The organism is Pseudomonas sp. 58 R 3 (assembly GCF_900006605.1).
Taxonomy (GTDB): Bacteria; Pseudomonadota; Gammaproteobacteria; order Pseudomonadales; family Pseudomonadaceae; genus Aquipseudomonas; species Aquipseudomonas salomonii.
Genome location: NZ_CVTT01000050.1, coordinates 177,551 through 191,922 on the forward strand (window position 1 = coordinate 177,551; position 14,372 = coordinate 191,922).

Below are 14,372 nucleotides of genomic sequence, written 5' to 3' on the forward strand. Positions count from 1 at the left end.
TCTTCATGGATATCGGGATGATTCGTGGCCTGGGCACCGTTGTGGTGATGGTGGCCTTTGTCGGCCTGGCGCTGTGGGTGTTCAGCCCGCGCCGCAAGTCGGAGTTTGACGACGCGACCATGCTGCCCTTTGCAGATGATCCCGAGGCCATCAAGCACGTCGAGCAAGCTTCTAGGAGTAACAAAGAATGACTACGTTCTGGAGTCTGTACGTCACAGTCCTCAGTCTGGGTACCATTTTCGCCCTGACCTGGCTGCTGCTGTCGACCCGCAAGGGCCAGCGCACCGAGCAGACGGACGAGACCGTCGGCCACTCGTTCGACGGCATCGAGGAGTACGACAACCCGCTGCCAAAATGGTGGTTCATGCTGTTTGTCGGCACCATCATCTTTGCCCTTGGCTACCTGGCGCTGTACCCCGGCCTGGGCAACTGGAAAGGCCTGCTGCCGGGCTACAACTACCTCGACAATGACAAGCAAACCCCCTTCGCCAACGGCCAGACCGGCTGGACCGGCGTGCACGAATGGGAAAAGGAGATGGCCAGGTCGGACGCCAAGTTCGGCCCGATCTTCGCCAAATTCGCCGCGATGCCGATTGAAGAAGTCGCCAAAGACCCGCAAGCCTTGAAGATGGGCGGCCGTTTGTTCGCCTCCAACTGCTCGGTGTGCCACGGCTCCGACGCCAAGGGCGCCTACGGCTTTCCCAACCTGACCGACGCCGATTGGCGCTGGGGCGGCGAGCCGGCCACCATCAAGGAAACCATCATGAAAGGCCGCCACGCGGTGATGCCGGCCTGGGCCGAGGTCATTGGCGAGCAAGGCGTGGCCGACGTGGCGGGCTTTGTGGTGACCAACCTCGATGGCCGCAAACTGCCGGAAGGCGCCAAGGCCGACGTGGCCAACGGCGCGAAACTCTTCGCCGCCAACTGCGTGGCCTGCCACGGCCCGGCCGGTAAAGGCACGCCAGCAATGGGCGCGCCGGACCTGACCCACCCGGGTGCATTCATCTACGGTTCGAGCTTCGCGCAATTGCAGCAGACCATTCGTTATGGCCGTCAAGGCCAGATGCCAGCGCAGGAATTGCTGCAAGGCAATGACAAGGTGCATTTGCTGGCGGCGTATGTTTACAGCCTGTCCCATGGGGATAAGCAGGCTGAGGAGCAGTAAGCTCCCGGCAACGAAAAAGCCCCGCAGTGCGGGGCTTTTTTTCTGCCGGGCTGGTTTCCCGCCGGGCTGAGGCGATTGCAGCGCATGACCATTCGGCACCTCGCACTTGCTGCGCGCCAATGCAAAGTAGTAACGTTACTACATTAAATTTGCCGAAGGGAATGCCCCATGACCATCACTACCATTTCCAGCCGTGAATTCAATCAAGACACAAGTGGTGCCAAAAAAGCCGCCAGTAAAGGCCCGGTTTTTATCACCGATCGCGGCAAGCCTGCCCATGTACTGCTAAGCATTGAGGACTACCAGAAACTGACAGGTCTGAATGTCGACATCGTTGACCTGTTGGTGATGCCGGAAGCGGCCGAAATCGACTTCGAAACCGAACGTGCCGTGATCACTCACCGACCCGTGGACCTCTCTTGATGTATCTACTCGACACCAATGTTATCTCCGAACTGCGTAAACCCCACGCCGACGCCAGAGTAGTGGCTTGGGCAAAAAGTGTTATTGCTGCGCGCATGTTCATCTCGGCCATTACGCTGAAGGAATTGGAAACCGGTGTACTGCGCATGGAACGCCGAGACCCGGTTCAGGGGAAAGTGTTACGGACATGGCTCAAACGCCATGTGATGCCGGCGTTCGATGCCAGAATATTGCCGGTTGATGCCGCCGTTGCGCTGCGTTGCGCCCATCTGCATGTGCCGGACCAGGCCAACGAGAGTGACGCGTTGATTGCCGCAACGGCTCTGGTGCACGGGCTCACCGTGGTGACGCGCAACGTCAGTGACTTCATGTCCAGCGGGGTTCCATTGCTTAACCCATGGGACGAATGACCTGCCTACCGGCAAAAAACGTCCATACTTGCCAAGTCAATTGATCCAGATCACATATACCATCAATTGATTTCCCCCAACGCGACCAAAGGTCGCACCCGTTGAGCAGCATCGCAGGCGTATCATTACGCCACTGCAACAGCCTATTTTTGACCCCGGTTGGCACGTACTGGCCGAGGCAAATCTCCACCGCCGTGGGATGCAATGATGAGCAACCAGATACCGGTACATGACGTTACCCCGCCTGCCAAAAACGCCAGCAGCACTGTCGACCTCTACGCCTCGCGCGAGAAAATCTACACCCGCGCCTTCACCGGCCTGTTCCGCAACTTGCGTATGCTCGGTGGCGCCGGTTTGTTCCTGCTCTACTTCGGCACCGTGTGGCTGAACTGGGGTGGCCACCAGGCCGTGTGGTGGAACCTGCCGGAACGCAAATTCTTCATTTTCGGCGCGACCTTCTGGCCTCAGGATTTCATCCTGCTGTCAGGCATCCTGATCGTTGCCGCGTTCGGCCTGTTCTTTATCACCGTGTACGCCGGGCGCGTGTGGTGCGGTTATACCTGCCCGCAAAGTGTGTGGACGTGGATCTTCATGTGGTGCGAAAAGGTCACCGAAGGCGACCGCAACCAGCGCATCAAGCTCGACAAAGCGCCGATGGGCGCCAGCAAATTCCTGCGCAAGTTCAGCAAGCACACGCTGTGGCTGTTGATCGGCTTCGCCACCGGCATGACCTTCGTCGGCTACTTCTCGCCCATTCGCGAACTGGTGTTCGACTTCTTCACCGGCCAGGCCGATGGCTGGTCGTATTTCTGGGTCGGTTTCTTCACCCTGGCCACCTACGGAAACGCCGGCTGGTTGCGCGAACAGGTGTGCATCTACATGTGCCCGTACGCGCGCTTCCAGAGTGTGATGTTCGACAAAGACACCCTGATCGTGTCCTACGACCCGCGCCGTGGCGAAGTACGTGGCCCACGTAAAAAAGGGGTCGACTACAAAGCCCAGGGCCTGGGCGATTGCATCGACTGCACGATGTGCGTGCAGGTGTGCCCCACCGGCATCGACATTCGCGACGGCCTGCAAATCGAGTGCATCGGTTGCGCCGCCTGTATCGATGCCTGCGACAACATCATGGACAAAATGGACTACCCACGCGGCCTGATCAGCTACACCACCGAGCACAACCTGTCCGGGCAGAAAACCCATAAGCTGCGCCCGCGCCTGATCGGTTATGCCTTGGTGTTGCTGGCGATGATCGGCCTGTTGGCCGGTGCATTTTTCATGCGCTCGCTGGTGGGCTTCGACGTCAGCAAGGACCGCGTGCTGTACCGCGAAAACGCCGAAGGCCGCATCGAAAACGTCTACAGCCTGAAGATCATGAACAAGGACCAGCGCGATCACACCTACGTGCTCGACGCCTCGGGCCTGCCTGACCTCAAGCTGCAAGGCCGCCGCGAGATCAAGGTCGCCGCCGGGGAAATTTTCAGCATGCCGGTAGAGCTGTCCAGCGCCCCTGAGCAACTGCCGTCGAGCACCAACGAGGTGAAATTCATCCTCAAGGATGCCGATGACGACAGCGTCCACATTGAAGCCAAGAGCCGATTCATCGGCCCACAAGTCCGCTAATTAAAAGAGAGCACAACAATGCCCGCAGCTACTGCCGCAAGCCCTTGGTACAAGCACCTCTGGCCCTGGATCATCATCGGAATCCTGGCCTGCTCGGTGACCTTGACCTTGTCCATGGTGACCATTGCGGTGAAGAACCCGGACAACCTGGTCAACGACAATTACTACGAGGCCGGCAAAGGCATCAACCGCTCCCTGGACCGTGAGCGACTGGCCCAGACCCTGCAATTGCGCGGCAAGCTGCACCTGGACGAACTCACCGGTGAAGTCGAGCTGCAACTGACCGGCTACAGCAACCCCAATACCCTAGAGCTGAACCTGATTTCCCCGACCCAGCCGGAAAAGGATCGCAAGATCAACCTGACCCGCAGCGACAGCGAGCCCGGCCGCTACATCGGCCAGGTCACCGACAAGGTAGAGGGTCGGCGCTTTGTGGAACTGCTCGGCGTGGAAGGCGACAAGACCTGGCGCCTGTTCGAAGAAGAAGAGGTCAGCCACGACAAGGACTTGCTGTTGGGCGATGAGCCGTTGCAGGGTGCCGAAGACCTGAAAAAGTAGCTTGATCGTTCCCACGCAGAGCGTGGGAACGATCTGTGGAATTGAACCATGACCAGCCCAACCCCCTGCTACCACTGCGCCCTGCCCGTCCCGCCCGGCAGCCGGTTCACCGCCGACATCCTCGGCGCGCGCCGCGAACTGTGCTGCCCAGGCTGCCAGGCGGTGGCCGAAGCGATTGTGGCCGGCGGGTTGCAAAGCTATTACCAACACCGCAGCGAAGCCTCGGCCAACCCCGAGGCGCTGCCGGTGCAACTGGTCGACGAACTGGCGCTGTACGACCGCGCCGACGTGCAAAAACCCTTTGTGCGTCACGAGGGCGATCTGGCCGAAGCCACCCTGTTGATGGAAGGCATCAGCTGCGCCGCCTGCGGCTGGCTGATCGAGAAACACCTGCGCAGCCTGCCCGCGGTGGCCGAGGCGCGACTGAACCTGTCCAACCACCGCCTGCACGTGCGCTGGGCCGACGGCCAATTGCCGCTGAGCCAGGTGCTCAGCGAACTGCGCCATATCGGCTATGCCGCCCACCCTTACCAGGCCGATCGCGCCGCCGAGCAATTGGCCAGCGAAAACCGCCGAGCCTTGCGCCAACTGGGCGTGGCGGGGCTGCTGTGGTTCCAGGCGATGATGGCGACCATGGCCACCTGGCCGGAATTCAATATCGACCTGAGCCCGGAGCTGCACGTGATCCTGCGCTGGGTAGCGATGTTTCTGACCACACCCATCGTGTTCTACAGCTGTGCGCCGTTCTTTAAAGGTGCACTGCGCGACCTGCGCACGCGCCATCTGACCATGGATGTGTCGGTGTCCCTGGCGATTGGCGGGGCGTACCTGGCGGGCATTTGGACCGCCATTACCGGCACTGGCGAGTTGTACTTCGACGCGGTGGGCATGTTCGCGCTATTCCTGCTCGCCGGGCGCTATCTGGAACGCCGGGCGCGGGAACGCACCGCCGCCGCCACCGCGCAGCTGGTCAACCTGCTGCCTGCTTCGTGCCTACGGCTTAAAGATGACGGTCAGAGCGAGCGCATCCTGCTCAGCGAACTGGCCGTGGGCGACCGCGTGCTGGTGCACCCAGGTGCCGTGCTGGCGGCCGATGGAGTGATTCTCGACGGCCAGTCGAGCATTGACGAGTCCCTGCTCACCGGCGAGTACCTGCCGCAGCCGCGCAACGTCGGCGATACGGTCACCGCCGGCACACTCAACGTCGAAGGGGCGCTGACCGTCGAGGTGCGCGCCTTGGGCCATGACACCCGCCTGTCCGCCATCGTGCGCCTGCTGGAACGCGCCCAGGCCGAGAAACCGCGCCTGGCGCAAATCGCCGACCGCGCTGCGCAGTGGTTCCTGTTGGGCTCGCTGATCGCGGCCGCGCTGATCGGCCTGCTGTGGTGGGAGCTGGACGCATCACGGGCGTTCTGGATTGTGCTGGCGATGCTCGTGGCGACCTGCCCCTGCGCGTTGTCCCTGGCCACACCGACCGCGCTCACCGCCGCCACCGGCACACTGCACACACTCGGGTTGCTGCTGACCCGCGGCCATGTGCTGGAAGGCCTGAACCAGATCGACACAGTGATTTTCGACAAAACCGGCACCCTCACCGAAGGCCGCCTGGTCCTGCGTGCCATCCGTCCTCTAAGCTCGTTGAACAGCGATGACTGCCTGGGCCTTGCCGCCGCGCTGGAAAACCGCTCCGAACACCCGATTGCCCGCGCCTTCGGGCGTGCGCCGCTGGCTGCCGAGGAAGTCCTGAGCTTTCCCGGCTTAGGCCTGGAAGGTCGCGTGGGCGAGCGTCAATTGCGCATCGGCCAACCGGGTTTTGTCTGCCAATTGAGCGGCTGCGCGATTCCCGCCTCGCCGGACGAAGCAGGCCAATGGTTGCTGCTGGGCGATCATGAAGGCGCCCTCGCCTGGTTCGTGCTCGATGACCGCCTGCGCAGCGATGCGCCCGCCCTGCTGGCCGCGTGCAAAGCGCGAGGCTGGCGCACGCTGCTCCTGTCGGGCGACAGCTCGCCGATGGTCGCCAGTGTGGCGCTGGAGCTGGGGATCGACGAGGCCAAAGGCGGCTTGCGCCCCGACGACAAACTGCAGGTGCTGCAACAGCTGCACCAGCAAGGCCGCAAAGTGTTGATGCTCGGCGACGGCGTCAACGATGTGCCCGTGCTCGCCGCCGCCGATATCAGCGTGGCGATGGGCTCGGCCACCGACCTGGCAAAAACCAGCGCCGATGCCGTGCTGCTGTCCAACCGCCTTGACGCGCTGGTGCAGGCGTTTACCCTGGCGCGACGTACACGGCGGGTAATCATCGAAAACCTGCTGTGGGCCGGGTTGTACAATGGCCTTATGCTGCCGTTTGCCGCCCTCGGCTGGATCACGCCGATCTGGGCCGCGATCGGCATGTCGCTCAGCTCGTTGACCGTGGTGCTCAACGCCTTGCGCCTGACTCGCCTGCCGAGCCCGCAAGTGAACAGCGCCACCCTAGTAACCCGCCCGCTGCCGGCTTGAGCCGCGTGGGCCTGGAGTACCGATGCCAGCTCTTTACGTGATGATTCCGGCGGCGCTGCTGTTAGTCGGCGTGGCCATTTACATTTTCTTCTGGGCGGTGGACAGCGGTCAGTACGACGACCTCGACGGCCCGGCCCACAGCGTGCTGTTCGACGACCAGGACCCGAACCACCTGGCGGGCGTCGACGAAGGCAACCGGGCCGAACAACCGCCCAAAGACCCGCCCCATGCTTGAGCTGGCGCCACTGCTGGTTTCGGCCTTGATCCTCGGGCTCTTGGGCGGCGGCCATTGCCTGGGCATGTGCGGCGGGCTGATGGGCGCGCTGACCCTGGCAATCCCCAAAGAACAACGCAGCCGCCGTTTTCGCCTGCTGCTCGCCTACAACCTGGGGCGCATCCTCAGCTACGCCGCCGCCGGGTTACTGATCGGCCTGGCCGGCTGGGCAGTGGCCAACAGCCCGGCGGCAATGTTCATGCGCGTGCTCGCCGGGTTGTTGCTGATCAGCATGGGCTTGTACCTGGCGGGCTGGTGGAGCGGACTCACCCGTATCGAAAGCCTGGGGCGCGGCCTGTGGCGCTCTATACAGCCGCTCGCCAACCGTTTGCTGCCGGTGTCCAGCCTGCCACGCGCACTGCTGCTGGGCGCGCTGTGGGGCTGGTTGCCTTGCGGTTTGGTCTACAGCACGCTGCTGTGGGCGGCGAGCCAGGGTAATGCGCTGGACAGTGCTTTGCTGATGCTGGCCTTCGGGCTTGGAACTTGGCCCGTATTGCTGGCCACTGGCTTGGCGGCAGAACGCGTCACGGCGCTGCTGCGCAAACGCAGCGTGCGTGTGGCCGGTGGCGTGCTGGTGATTGTGTTTGGGGTATGGACGCTGCCAGGCCCGCATCAACACTGGCTAATGGGCCATTAAATCGCCATGTGGCATAGCGCCGCTCCCCGTTGATGCAAATCAAGATGGCACCTGCGGCGCGCCCCTAGACTCGGCCCACTAGCCAATCCGGGGGACCGCCCGCATGCTCGACGCCATTCGTTGGGACACAGATCTGATTCACCGCTACGACTTGGCGGGGCCGCGCTACACCTCCTACCCCACCGCCGTACAATTCGACAGCCAGGTCGGCACCTTCGACCTGCTCCACGCCCTGCGTGACAGCCGCAAGGCCGTGCGGCCCTTGTCGCTGTATGTGCATGTGCCGTTTTGCGCAAACATCTGCTACTACTGCGCCTGCAACAAGGTCATCACCAAGGACCGTGGCCGTGCCCAGGCCTACCTGCAACGCCTGGAGCAGGAAATCCAGCTGGTGGCCTGCCACCTCGACCCGAAACAGCCCGTGGAGCAACTGCACTTCGGCGGCGGTACCCCAACCTTTCTCAGCCACGACGAACTGCGCCAGGTGATGACGCGCCTGCGTCAGCACTTCAACTTGCTCGATGATGATTCCGGTGACTATGGCATCGAGATCGACCCACGTGAAGCCGACTGGGCGACCATGGGGTTGCTGCGCGAACTGGGCTTCAATCGCGTAAGCATCGGCCTGCAGGATCTGGACCCCGAGGTGCAGCGTGCGGTCAACCGCCTGCAAAGCCTGGAAGAAACCCGTGCAGTCATCGATGCGGCGCGCACCTTGCAATTTCGCTCGATCAATATCGACCTGATCTACGGCCTGCCTAAGCAAACGCCGCTGAATTTTGCGCGCACCGTCGAAGAAGTGATTAACCTGCAACCGGATCGCCTGTCGGTATTCAACTACGCGCACCTGCCCGAGCGCTTTATGCCGCAGCGGCGCATCAACACCGACGACCTGCCCTCCCCATCCGAAAAACTGCTGATGCTGCAAACCACCATCGAACAGTTGACCCGTGCCGGCTACCGCTACATCGGCATGGACCACTTTGCCCTGCCGGATGACGAACTGGCCGTGGCCCAGGAAGAAGGCACGCTGCAGCGTAACTTCCAGGGCTACACCACCCACGGGCATTGCGATTTGATTGGGCTGGGGGTTTCAGCGATCAGCCAGATCGGCGACCTGTATTGCCAGAACAGCAGTGACCTCAATCACTACCAGAACGCCCTGGCCGGGGCGCAACTGGCCACCAGCCGTGGCCTGGTCTGCACCACAGATGATCGTTTGCGCCGGGAAGTGATTCAGCAGTTGATCTGCAATTTCAGCCTGGCATTCGAGCGGATCGAACAGGCTTTCAACATCGATTTTCGCGGCTATTTCGACGAACTATGGCCACAGTTGGAGACAATGGCCGCCGATGGCCTGATCGAACTGGATGCCCACGGCATTCGCGTGTTACCGGCCGGGCGCTTGCTGGTGCGCTCGGTGTGCATGGTGTTCGATGCCTACCTGGAGCACCAGAACAGGCAACGATTCTCGCGGGTGATCTAAAGGGCTTTATTTCGCCATCAGGCTCATGGCTTCCATCTGAGCCTGAGGCGGTTCCGACTTCAAGACCTTGCCCAGTTGCGTCTGGGCCGTCACCAGAGCTGCCTGCAACATCGCCACATCGCCCTGTATGTTGGCGACACGGGCGCGCTGCGCCTCTGGCGTCAGGGAGGTGTCCGCCATGGCCGCAGACAGTTCGGCCATCTTCTCGGCCAGTTGCTTTTTCAGCTCGCGGATCATTTTGAGCAGGGTCTTGGCACTATCACTCAGGCTGCTCTCGTCAATATCGCTATTGGAGGATTTCTCAGCCGAAGCCATGCCCATCCCCGCGCCGGAAATGACCACCTTCACACCTTCAGCCGCATTAGGTTCAGCGGGTTTGTCCTCGGTGGCGGCCTTGGGCGCGGCGTCTTTATCCTTGGCCGCATCGGCGGCCTTCCAGACCGATACCGCTGCAACGTTGATCGATGGATTTGAGACAGTGCTGACTGACATGATCTGAGCTCCAGCTCATAGAGAGACACCTGTGTATCGGCACCGATACAAAGAGCTTTATACCGTTGCTGCTTTTTTGTACACGCTGGCCTCAGCCACCCTCGGTGCGTTACCCTTACGTCTTATGTGTGTTTTCCCACAAGGATTTAAGAAATGTCCGAGCCAGTTAAACTGCGCGCTCACAGCCAGGCTCACTGCAAGGATTGCAGCCTGGCCCCCCTCTGCCTGCCACTTTCGTTGAATTTGGAAGACATGGAAGCGCTGGACGAAATCGTTAAACGCGGTCGCCCGTTGAAAAAAGGCGAGTTTCTGTTTCGCCAGGGTGACAAATTCGATTCTGTCTACGCAGTACGTTCGGGCGCGCTGAAGACCTTCAGCCTGAGCGACGGCGGCGAGGAGCAGATCACCGGCTTCCACCTGCCCAGCGAGCTGGTCGGGTTGTCTGGCATGGACACCGAGATTCACCCGGTGTCGGCCCAGGCCCTGGAGACGACCTCGGTGTGCGAAATCCCTTTCGAGCGCCTGGATGAATTGGCCCTGCAGCTGCCGCAACTGCGCCGCCAGTTGATGCGGGTGATGAGCCGCGAGATCCGTGACGACCAACAGATGATGTTGCTGCTGTCGAAAAAAACCGCCGACGAGCGCATCGCCACGTTTTTGGTCAACCTGTCGGCGCGCTTCCGTGCCCGTGGCTTCTCGGCCAACCAGTTCCGTCTGAGCATGTCGCGCAATGAAATCGGCAATTACCTGGGCCTGGCGGTGGAAACCGTGTCCCGCGTGTTTACCCGTTTCCAGCAAAACGAGCTGATTGCCGCCGAAGGCAAGGAAGTGCATATCCTCGACCCGATCCAGCTCTGCGCGCTGGCCGGGGGCTCGCTGGAAGTCTGAAGCGCACGCTTGCGGCCGCGCCAATCGGCAAGGCCGCAGGTATACTTCGAGTCCGTTTTCCGCTCCCAGGACTCTTCGACGATGACCTTCGATTCGTTCGACATCAAATCCCTGATCCGCCCCGTCATCGACTTCCCCAAGCCTGGGGTGATCTTTCGTGACATTACCCCGCTGTTCCAATCGCCCCGCGCCCTGCGCCTGGTGGCCGACAGCTTTGCCCAGCGTTACGTCGAGGCCGACTTTACCCACATCGGCGCGATGGATGCCCGTGGCTTCCTGATCGGCTCGATCATCGCCTACCAGTTGAACAAACCGCTGATCCTGTTCCGCAAACAGGGCAAGCTGCCGGCTGACGTGCTGGCCGAGGGTTACCAGACCGAATACGGCGAGGCCTTGCTCGAAGTGCACGCCGACAGCCTGTGCGACGGCGACTCGGTGCTGATGTTCGATGACCTGATCGCTACCGGCGGCACCTTGATTGCCGCGGCAAACCTGGTGCGGCGTATGGGCGCGAAAATCTTCGAAGCGGCGGCGATCATTGACCTGCCGGAGCTGGGTGGCTCGCAACGCCTGCAGGATATGGGCATTGCGACGTTTTGCCTGACGCAGTTTGGGTTGACCGAAGTTTAATCGCTGCCTGGACTGGCCTCATCGCGGGCAAGCCCGCTCCCACATTTTGAAATGCATTCCAAGTGTGGGAGCGGGCTTGCTCGCGAAGAGGCCCTCAAGGACACCCCACATCACAACCCCATCTGCTTGCTGATGATCTCGTTCATCACCTCACGCGTGCCCCCGCCAATCGACAGAATGCGGTTATCCCGATACAACCGCTCCACCAGGCTGCCACGCATATAGCCCTGCCCACCCAATATCTGCACCGCGTCATAGGTCACCCGATCCGCCGTATCAGTGGCCAGGTTCTTGGCCATGGAAATCTCCTTGACCACACTCTTGCCGGCCGCCATTTTCGCCGCCTGGCGATAGGTGAACTCGCGGGAGACTTCCACTGCCGTGGCCATTTCCGCCAGCCGATGCTTGAGCACCTGGAATTTTCCGATGGGTTTGCCGAAGGCTTCGCGCTGGCTCGCCCACTTGAGGCTTTCTTCCAGGGCCAACTGCGCGGTCATGTTTGCCATCAGCGCCAGCGCCAGGCGTTCGCTCTGAAAGTTGCCCATGATGCAGGCAAAGCCCATGTTCTCGACGCCGATCAAGTTGCCCACAGGTACTCGGCAATCGTCGAAGAACAGCTCAGCCGTGTCCGACGCCCACCAGCCCATTTTCTTCAACGGTTGGCCGACGGTGAACCCTGGCGTGTGTTTTTCGATCAGCAACAGGCTGATGCCGCCGAAGCCCGGCCCGCCGGTGCGTACGGCAACGGTGTAAAAGTCGGCGCGGATGCCGCTGGTGATAAAGGTTTTGCTGCCGCTGACGCGATAAAAATCGCCATCTCGAACAGCGCGGGTTTGCAGGTTGGCCACATCGGAGCCGCCACCGGGTTCGGTGACGGCCAGGGCGATGATCTTTTCACCGGCCAGCACGTGAGGCGCAACCCGCTCACGTAGCTGCGGCCGAGCCCATTTGACGACAGGCGGCAGGCCGATATCCAGCGAACCCAGACCCGCGGCCACGCCACCCGAACCGCAACGCATCAACTCTTCGCTGGCGGCGACCTTGGCGAACAGGTCGCCTTCGTGGCTGCCGCCCAGGCTTTCGGGGTAGCCGATGCCCAGAATCCCCGCCGCGCCCGCCTTGAGGTACAGCTCGCGAGGGAAGCTCTCCGCCTCCTCCCATTGCTCGATGCCCGGCAACATCTCGCGCTCGACAAAACGGCGCACGCTGTCGCGGACCAATTGGTGGCTGGGGTCGAAGTAGTCCTGATAGGCAGACATCGGCAAGCTCCACGGTGAGGTGGAGAGAACTTACCAAGCGCTTGCTTGGCTATCAAGATATCCGTAGCAACACAAAACCACTGTGGGAGCGGGCTTGCTCGCGAATGCGGAGTGTCAGTCACAGATTTATTAACTGACCCACCGCATTCGCGAGCAAGCCCGCTCCCACATTTTTGAACAGTGTGGTTATTTAAAGCGCGATCGGCTTGCGACCGGCAAACGAGTGCGCCAACGTGCCGCCATCCACCAATTCCAGCTCGCCACCCAACGGCACGCCATGGGCGATACGCGAGGTGATCAAGCCTTTGTTGGTCAGCAGTTGGGCGATGTAATGCGCGGTCGCCTCGCCTTCCACCGTCGGGTTGGTCGCCAGGATCACCTCGGTAAAGGTGCCCTGCTCTTCAATGCGCGTCACCAGTTGCGGGATGCCGATGGCTTCCGGCCCCAGGCCGTCCAGCGGCGAAAGATGCCCCTTGAGCACGAAGTAGCGCCCGCGATAGCCCGTCTGCTCGACGGCATACACGTCCATCGGCCCTTCCACTACACACAGCAGCGTGTCGTCGCGGCGCGGGTCGGCGCATTGCGGACACAGGTCTTCTTCGGTCAGGGTGCGGCACTGGCGGCAGTGGCCCACGCCGGTCATGGCCTGGCTCAAGGCCTGGGCCAACCGCGTGCCGCCGCTGCGATCACGCTCCAGCAGTTGCAGCGCCATACGCTGGGCGGTTTTCTGGCCCACGCCCGGCAAAGTGCGCAAGGCGTCGATCAGTTGGCGAATCAGGGGGCTGAAGCTCATGGGCGAAGGGTCCGACAAAACAACGAGACGCGGTTTATACCCGCGCCTCGGATTAGCGTCAAATGCTCAATCCTGCGCGACGCGCACCACCAACTTGCCGAAGTTGCGCCCCTCGAGCAAACCGATAAAGGCTTCGGGTGCCTGTTCCAGGCCATCGACCACGTCTTCGCGGAACTTGATCTTGCCGTCGCGCACCCATGGCGCCATGGCGCTGAGGAATTCCGGCTGGCGATCGCCATAGTCATCGAACACGATAAAGCCCTGGATGCGCACGCGCTTGGTCAACAAGGTGCGTTGCAGTGCCGGCAGCCGATCAGGGCCGCTGGGCGCTTCATGGGCGTTGTAGCCGGCGATCAAGCCGCACAGCGGAATGCGCGCCTTGGGGTTGAGCAGCGGCAGCACGGCGTCGAAGACTTTGCCGCCAACGTTTTCAAAGTAGATGTCCACGCCTTTGAAACAGGCCAACGCCAGCTGTTGGGCAAAATCGGCGCTCTTGTGGTCGATACAGGCGTCAAAACCCAGCTCGTCGACCACATAACGGCACTTGTCCGCACCGCCGGCAATCCCCACCACGCGCAAGCCTTTAAGCTTGGCAACCTGCCCGACCACCGAGCCCACCGCGCCGGAGGCAGCCGCCACCACCAGGGTTTCCCCGGCCTTGGGCTGGCCGATATCCATCAGGCCCATGTACGCGGTCATGCCGGGCATACCCAATACACCCAGCGCCATCGAGGGGCTGGCCAGGCCTTTGGGCACCGGGATCAGGTTGTGCCCGTCAGATATGCTATGGCTCTGCCAGCCGGTGGAACCTACTACCAGGTCGCCTACACCGAACTTCGGGTTACGCGATTGTTCGATTCGGCTGACGGCACCACCGGTCATCACTTCGTCGATTTCCACCGGAGCTGCGTAGGACGGCGCGTCACTCATGCGTCCACGCATGTAGGGGTCGAGGGACAGGTACAGGGTTTTGAGCAGCACCTGGCCATCGGCCAACTCCGGCAGGTTCACACGTTCCAGGCGAAAGTTTTCCGGGGTCGGCGCGCCCTGCGGGCGCGAGACCAGGACAATACGCTGGTTAAGAATGGGTTCTTGAGGCATGCGCAGGCTCCTTTAACGAATCTTTCGGTATAGGGTGCAGACCCTGCGTACCGTGCCAGGGTTCATATTAGACGCGCAGCGTCTTGGGGCGGCATTTCCACGCAGAGCGTGGGAACGATCACACCACAAACAAA

At 61.6% G+C, this 14,372-nt stretch carries 16 protein-coding genes; 12 read left to right on the forward strand and 4 right to left on the reverse strand.

Features of this window, described 5'->3' with window-relative positions:
• Positions 1 to 5: 5 nt before the first annotated feature.
• The 10 genes from BFP92_RS13405 (at position 6) to hemN (ending at position 9,075) form a co-directional block, all read left to right on the forward strand.
• On the forward strand, positions 6 to 191 hold the full coding sequence (locus tag BFP92_RS13405; protein ID WP_005790274.1) for a CcoQ/FixQ family Cbb3-type cytochrome c oxidase assembly chaperone: 186 nt from the start codon (positions 6 to 8) through the stop codon (positions 189 to 191).
• The gene (gene ccoP, locus BFP92_RS13410) at positions 188 to 1,165 is read left to right on the forward strand and encodes a cytochrome-c oxidase, cbb3-type subunit III (protein ID WP_065929842.1); all 978 of its coding nucleotides are present in this window, start codon (positions 188 to 190) and stop codon (positions 1,163 to 1,165) included. Before BFP92_RS13405 ends, ccoP begins: the two co-directional genes overlap by 4 nt.
• Before the next feature lie 168 nt (positions 1,166 to 1,333).
• Complete coding sequence (locus BFP92_RS13415; protein ID WP_017134811.1) at positions 1,334 to 1,588, forward strand: type II toxin-antitoxin system Phd/YefM family antitoxin; 255 nt, start codon at positions 1,334 to 1,336, stop codon at positions 1,586 to 1,588.
• Positions 1,588 to 1,998, forward strand: coding sequence for a type II toxin-antitoxin system VapC family toxin (locus BFP92_RS13420; RefSeq protein WP_065929843.1), 411 nt, complete (start codon positions 1,588 to 1,590; stop codon positions 1,996 to 1,998). The genes BFP92_RS13415 and BFP92_RS13420 overlap by 1 nt, the downstream gene beginning before the upstream one ends.
• A 207-nt stretch (positions 1,999 to 2,205) precedes the next feature.
• A complete protein-coding gene (ccoG, locus tag BFP92_RS13425; RefSeq protein ID WP_065929844.1) occupies positions 2,206 to 3,621 on the forward strand; it encodes a cytochrome c oxidase accessory protein CcoG in 1,416 nt (471 codons plus the stop codon).
• A gap of 18 nt (positions 3,622 to 3,639) precedes the next feature.
• Positions 3,640 to 4,179, forward strand: coding sequence for a FixH family protein (locus BFP92_RS13430; RefSeq protein WP_056861526.1), 540 nt, complete (start codon positions 3,640 to 3,642; stop codon positions 4,177 to 4,179).
• Positions 4,180 to 4,227: 48 nt separating this feature from the next.
• On the forward strand, positions 4,228 to 6,678 hold the full coding sequence (locus tag BFP92_RS13435; protein WP_065929845.1) for a heavy metal translocating P-type ATPase: 2,451 nt from the start codon (positions 4,228 to 4,230) through the stop codon (positions 6,676 to 6,678).
• A 22-nt stretch (positions 6,679 to 6,700) separates the two neighbouring features.
• Positions 6,701 to 6,913, forward strand: coding sequence for a cbb3-type cytochrome oxidase assembly protein CcoS (gene ccoS, locus BFP92_RS13440; protein WP_065929846.1), 213 nt, complete (start codon positions 6,701 to 6,703; stop codon positions 6,911 to 6,913).
• On the forward strand, positions 6,906 to 7,589 hold the full coding sequence (locus BFP92_RS13445) for a sulfite exporter TauE/SafE family protein (RefSeq protein ID WP_065929847.1): 684 nt from the start codon (positions 6,906 to 6,908) through the stop codon (positions 7,587 to 7,589). The genes ccoS and BFP92_RS13445 overlap by 8 nt, the downstream gene beginning before the upstream one ends.
• 103 nt (positions 7,590 to 7,692) lie before the next feature.
• Positions 7,693 to 9,075 carry an oxygen-independent coproporphyrinogen III oxidase gene (gene hemN, locus BFP92_RS13450; RefSeq protein WP_065929848.1) on the forward strand — a complete coding sequence of 461 codons (1,383 nt, stop codon included), beginning with the start codon at positions 7,693 to 7,695 and terminating at the stop codon, positions 9,073 to 9,075.
• Between the two features lie 6 nt (positions 9,076 to 9,081).
• On the opposite strand, the gene BFP92_RS13455 is transcribed toward hemN, so the two are convergent.
• Positions 9,082 to 9,567, reverse strand: coding sequence for a hypothetical protein (locus BFP92_RS13455; protein WP_065929849.1), 486 nt, complete (start codon positions 9,565 to 9,567; stop codon positions 9,082 to 9,084).
• 153 nt (positions 9,568 to 9,720) lie between these two features.
• On the opposite strand from BFP92_RS13455, the gene fnr reads away from it, so the two are divergent.
• Entirely contained in the window at positions 9,721 to 10,455 is a 735-nt protein-coding gene (gene fnr / locus BFP92_RS13460; RefSeq protein ID WP_056861531.1) for a fumarate/nitrate reduction transcriptional regulator Fnr, read from the forward strand.
• 81 nt (positions 10,456 to 10,536) lie between these two features.
• Positions 10,537 to 11,085 (forward strand): adenine phosphoribosyltransferase, encoded by a 549-nt coding sequence (locus BFP92_RS13465; RefSeq protein ID WP_065929850.1) that lies wholly within the window; start codon positions 10,537 to 10,539, stop codon positions 11,083 to 11,085.
• Between the two features lie 110 nt (positions 11,086 to 11,195).
• Here BFP92_RS13465 and BFP92_RS13470 read toward each other — a convergent pair whose 3' ends face one another.
• The 3 genes from BFP92_RS13470 to BFP92_RS13480 all read right to left on the reverse strand — a co-directional run bounded on the left by BFP92_RS13470 (position 11,196) and on the right by BFP92_RS13480 (position 14,238).
• Positions 11,196 to 12,344, reverse strand: coding sequence for an acyl-CoA dehydrogenase family protein (locus tag BFP92_RS13470; RefSeq protein WP_065929851.1), 1,149 nt, complete (start codon positions 12,342 to 12,344; stop codon positions 11,196 to 11,198).
• A 190-nt stretch (positions 12,345 to 12,534) separates the two neighbouring features.
• Positions 12,535 to 13,137 carry a recombination mediator RecR gene (gene recR / locus BFP92_RS13475; RefSeq protein WP_017134798.1) on the reverse strand — a complete coding sequence of 201 codons (603 nt, stop codon included), beginning with the start codon at positions 13,135 to 13,137 and terminating at the stop codon, positions 12,535 to 12,537.
• Between the two features lie 66 nt (positions 13,138 to 13,203).
• Complete coding sequence (locus BFP92_RS13480; RefSeq protein WP_065929852.1) at positions 13,204 to 14,238, reverse strand: NADP-dependent oxidoreductase; 1,035 nt, start codon at positions 14,236 to 14,238, stop codon at positions 13,204 to 13,206.
• Between the last annotated feature and the right edge of the window lie 134 nt (positions 14,239 to 14,372).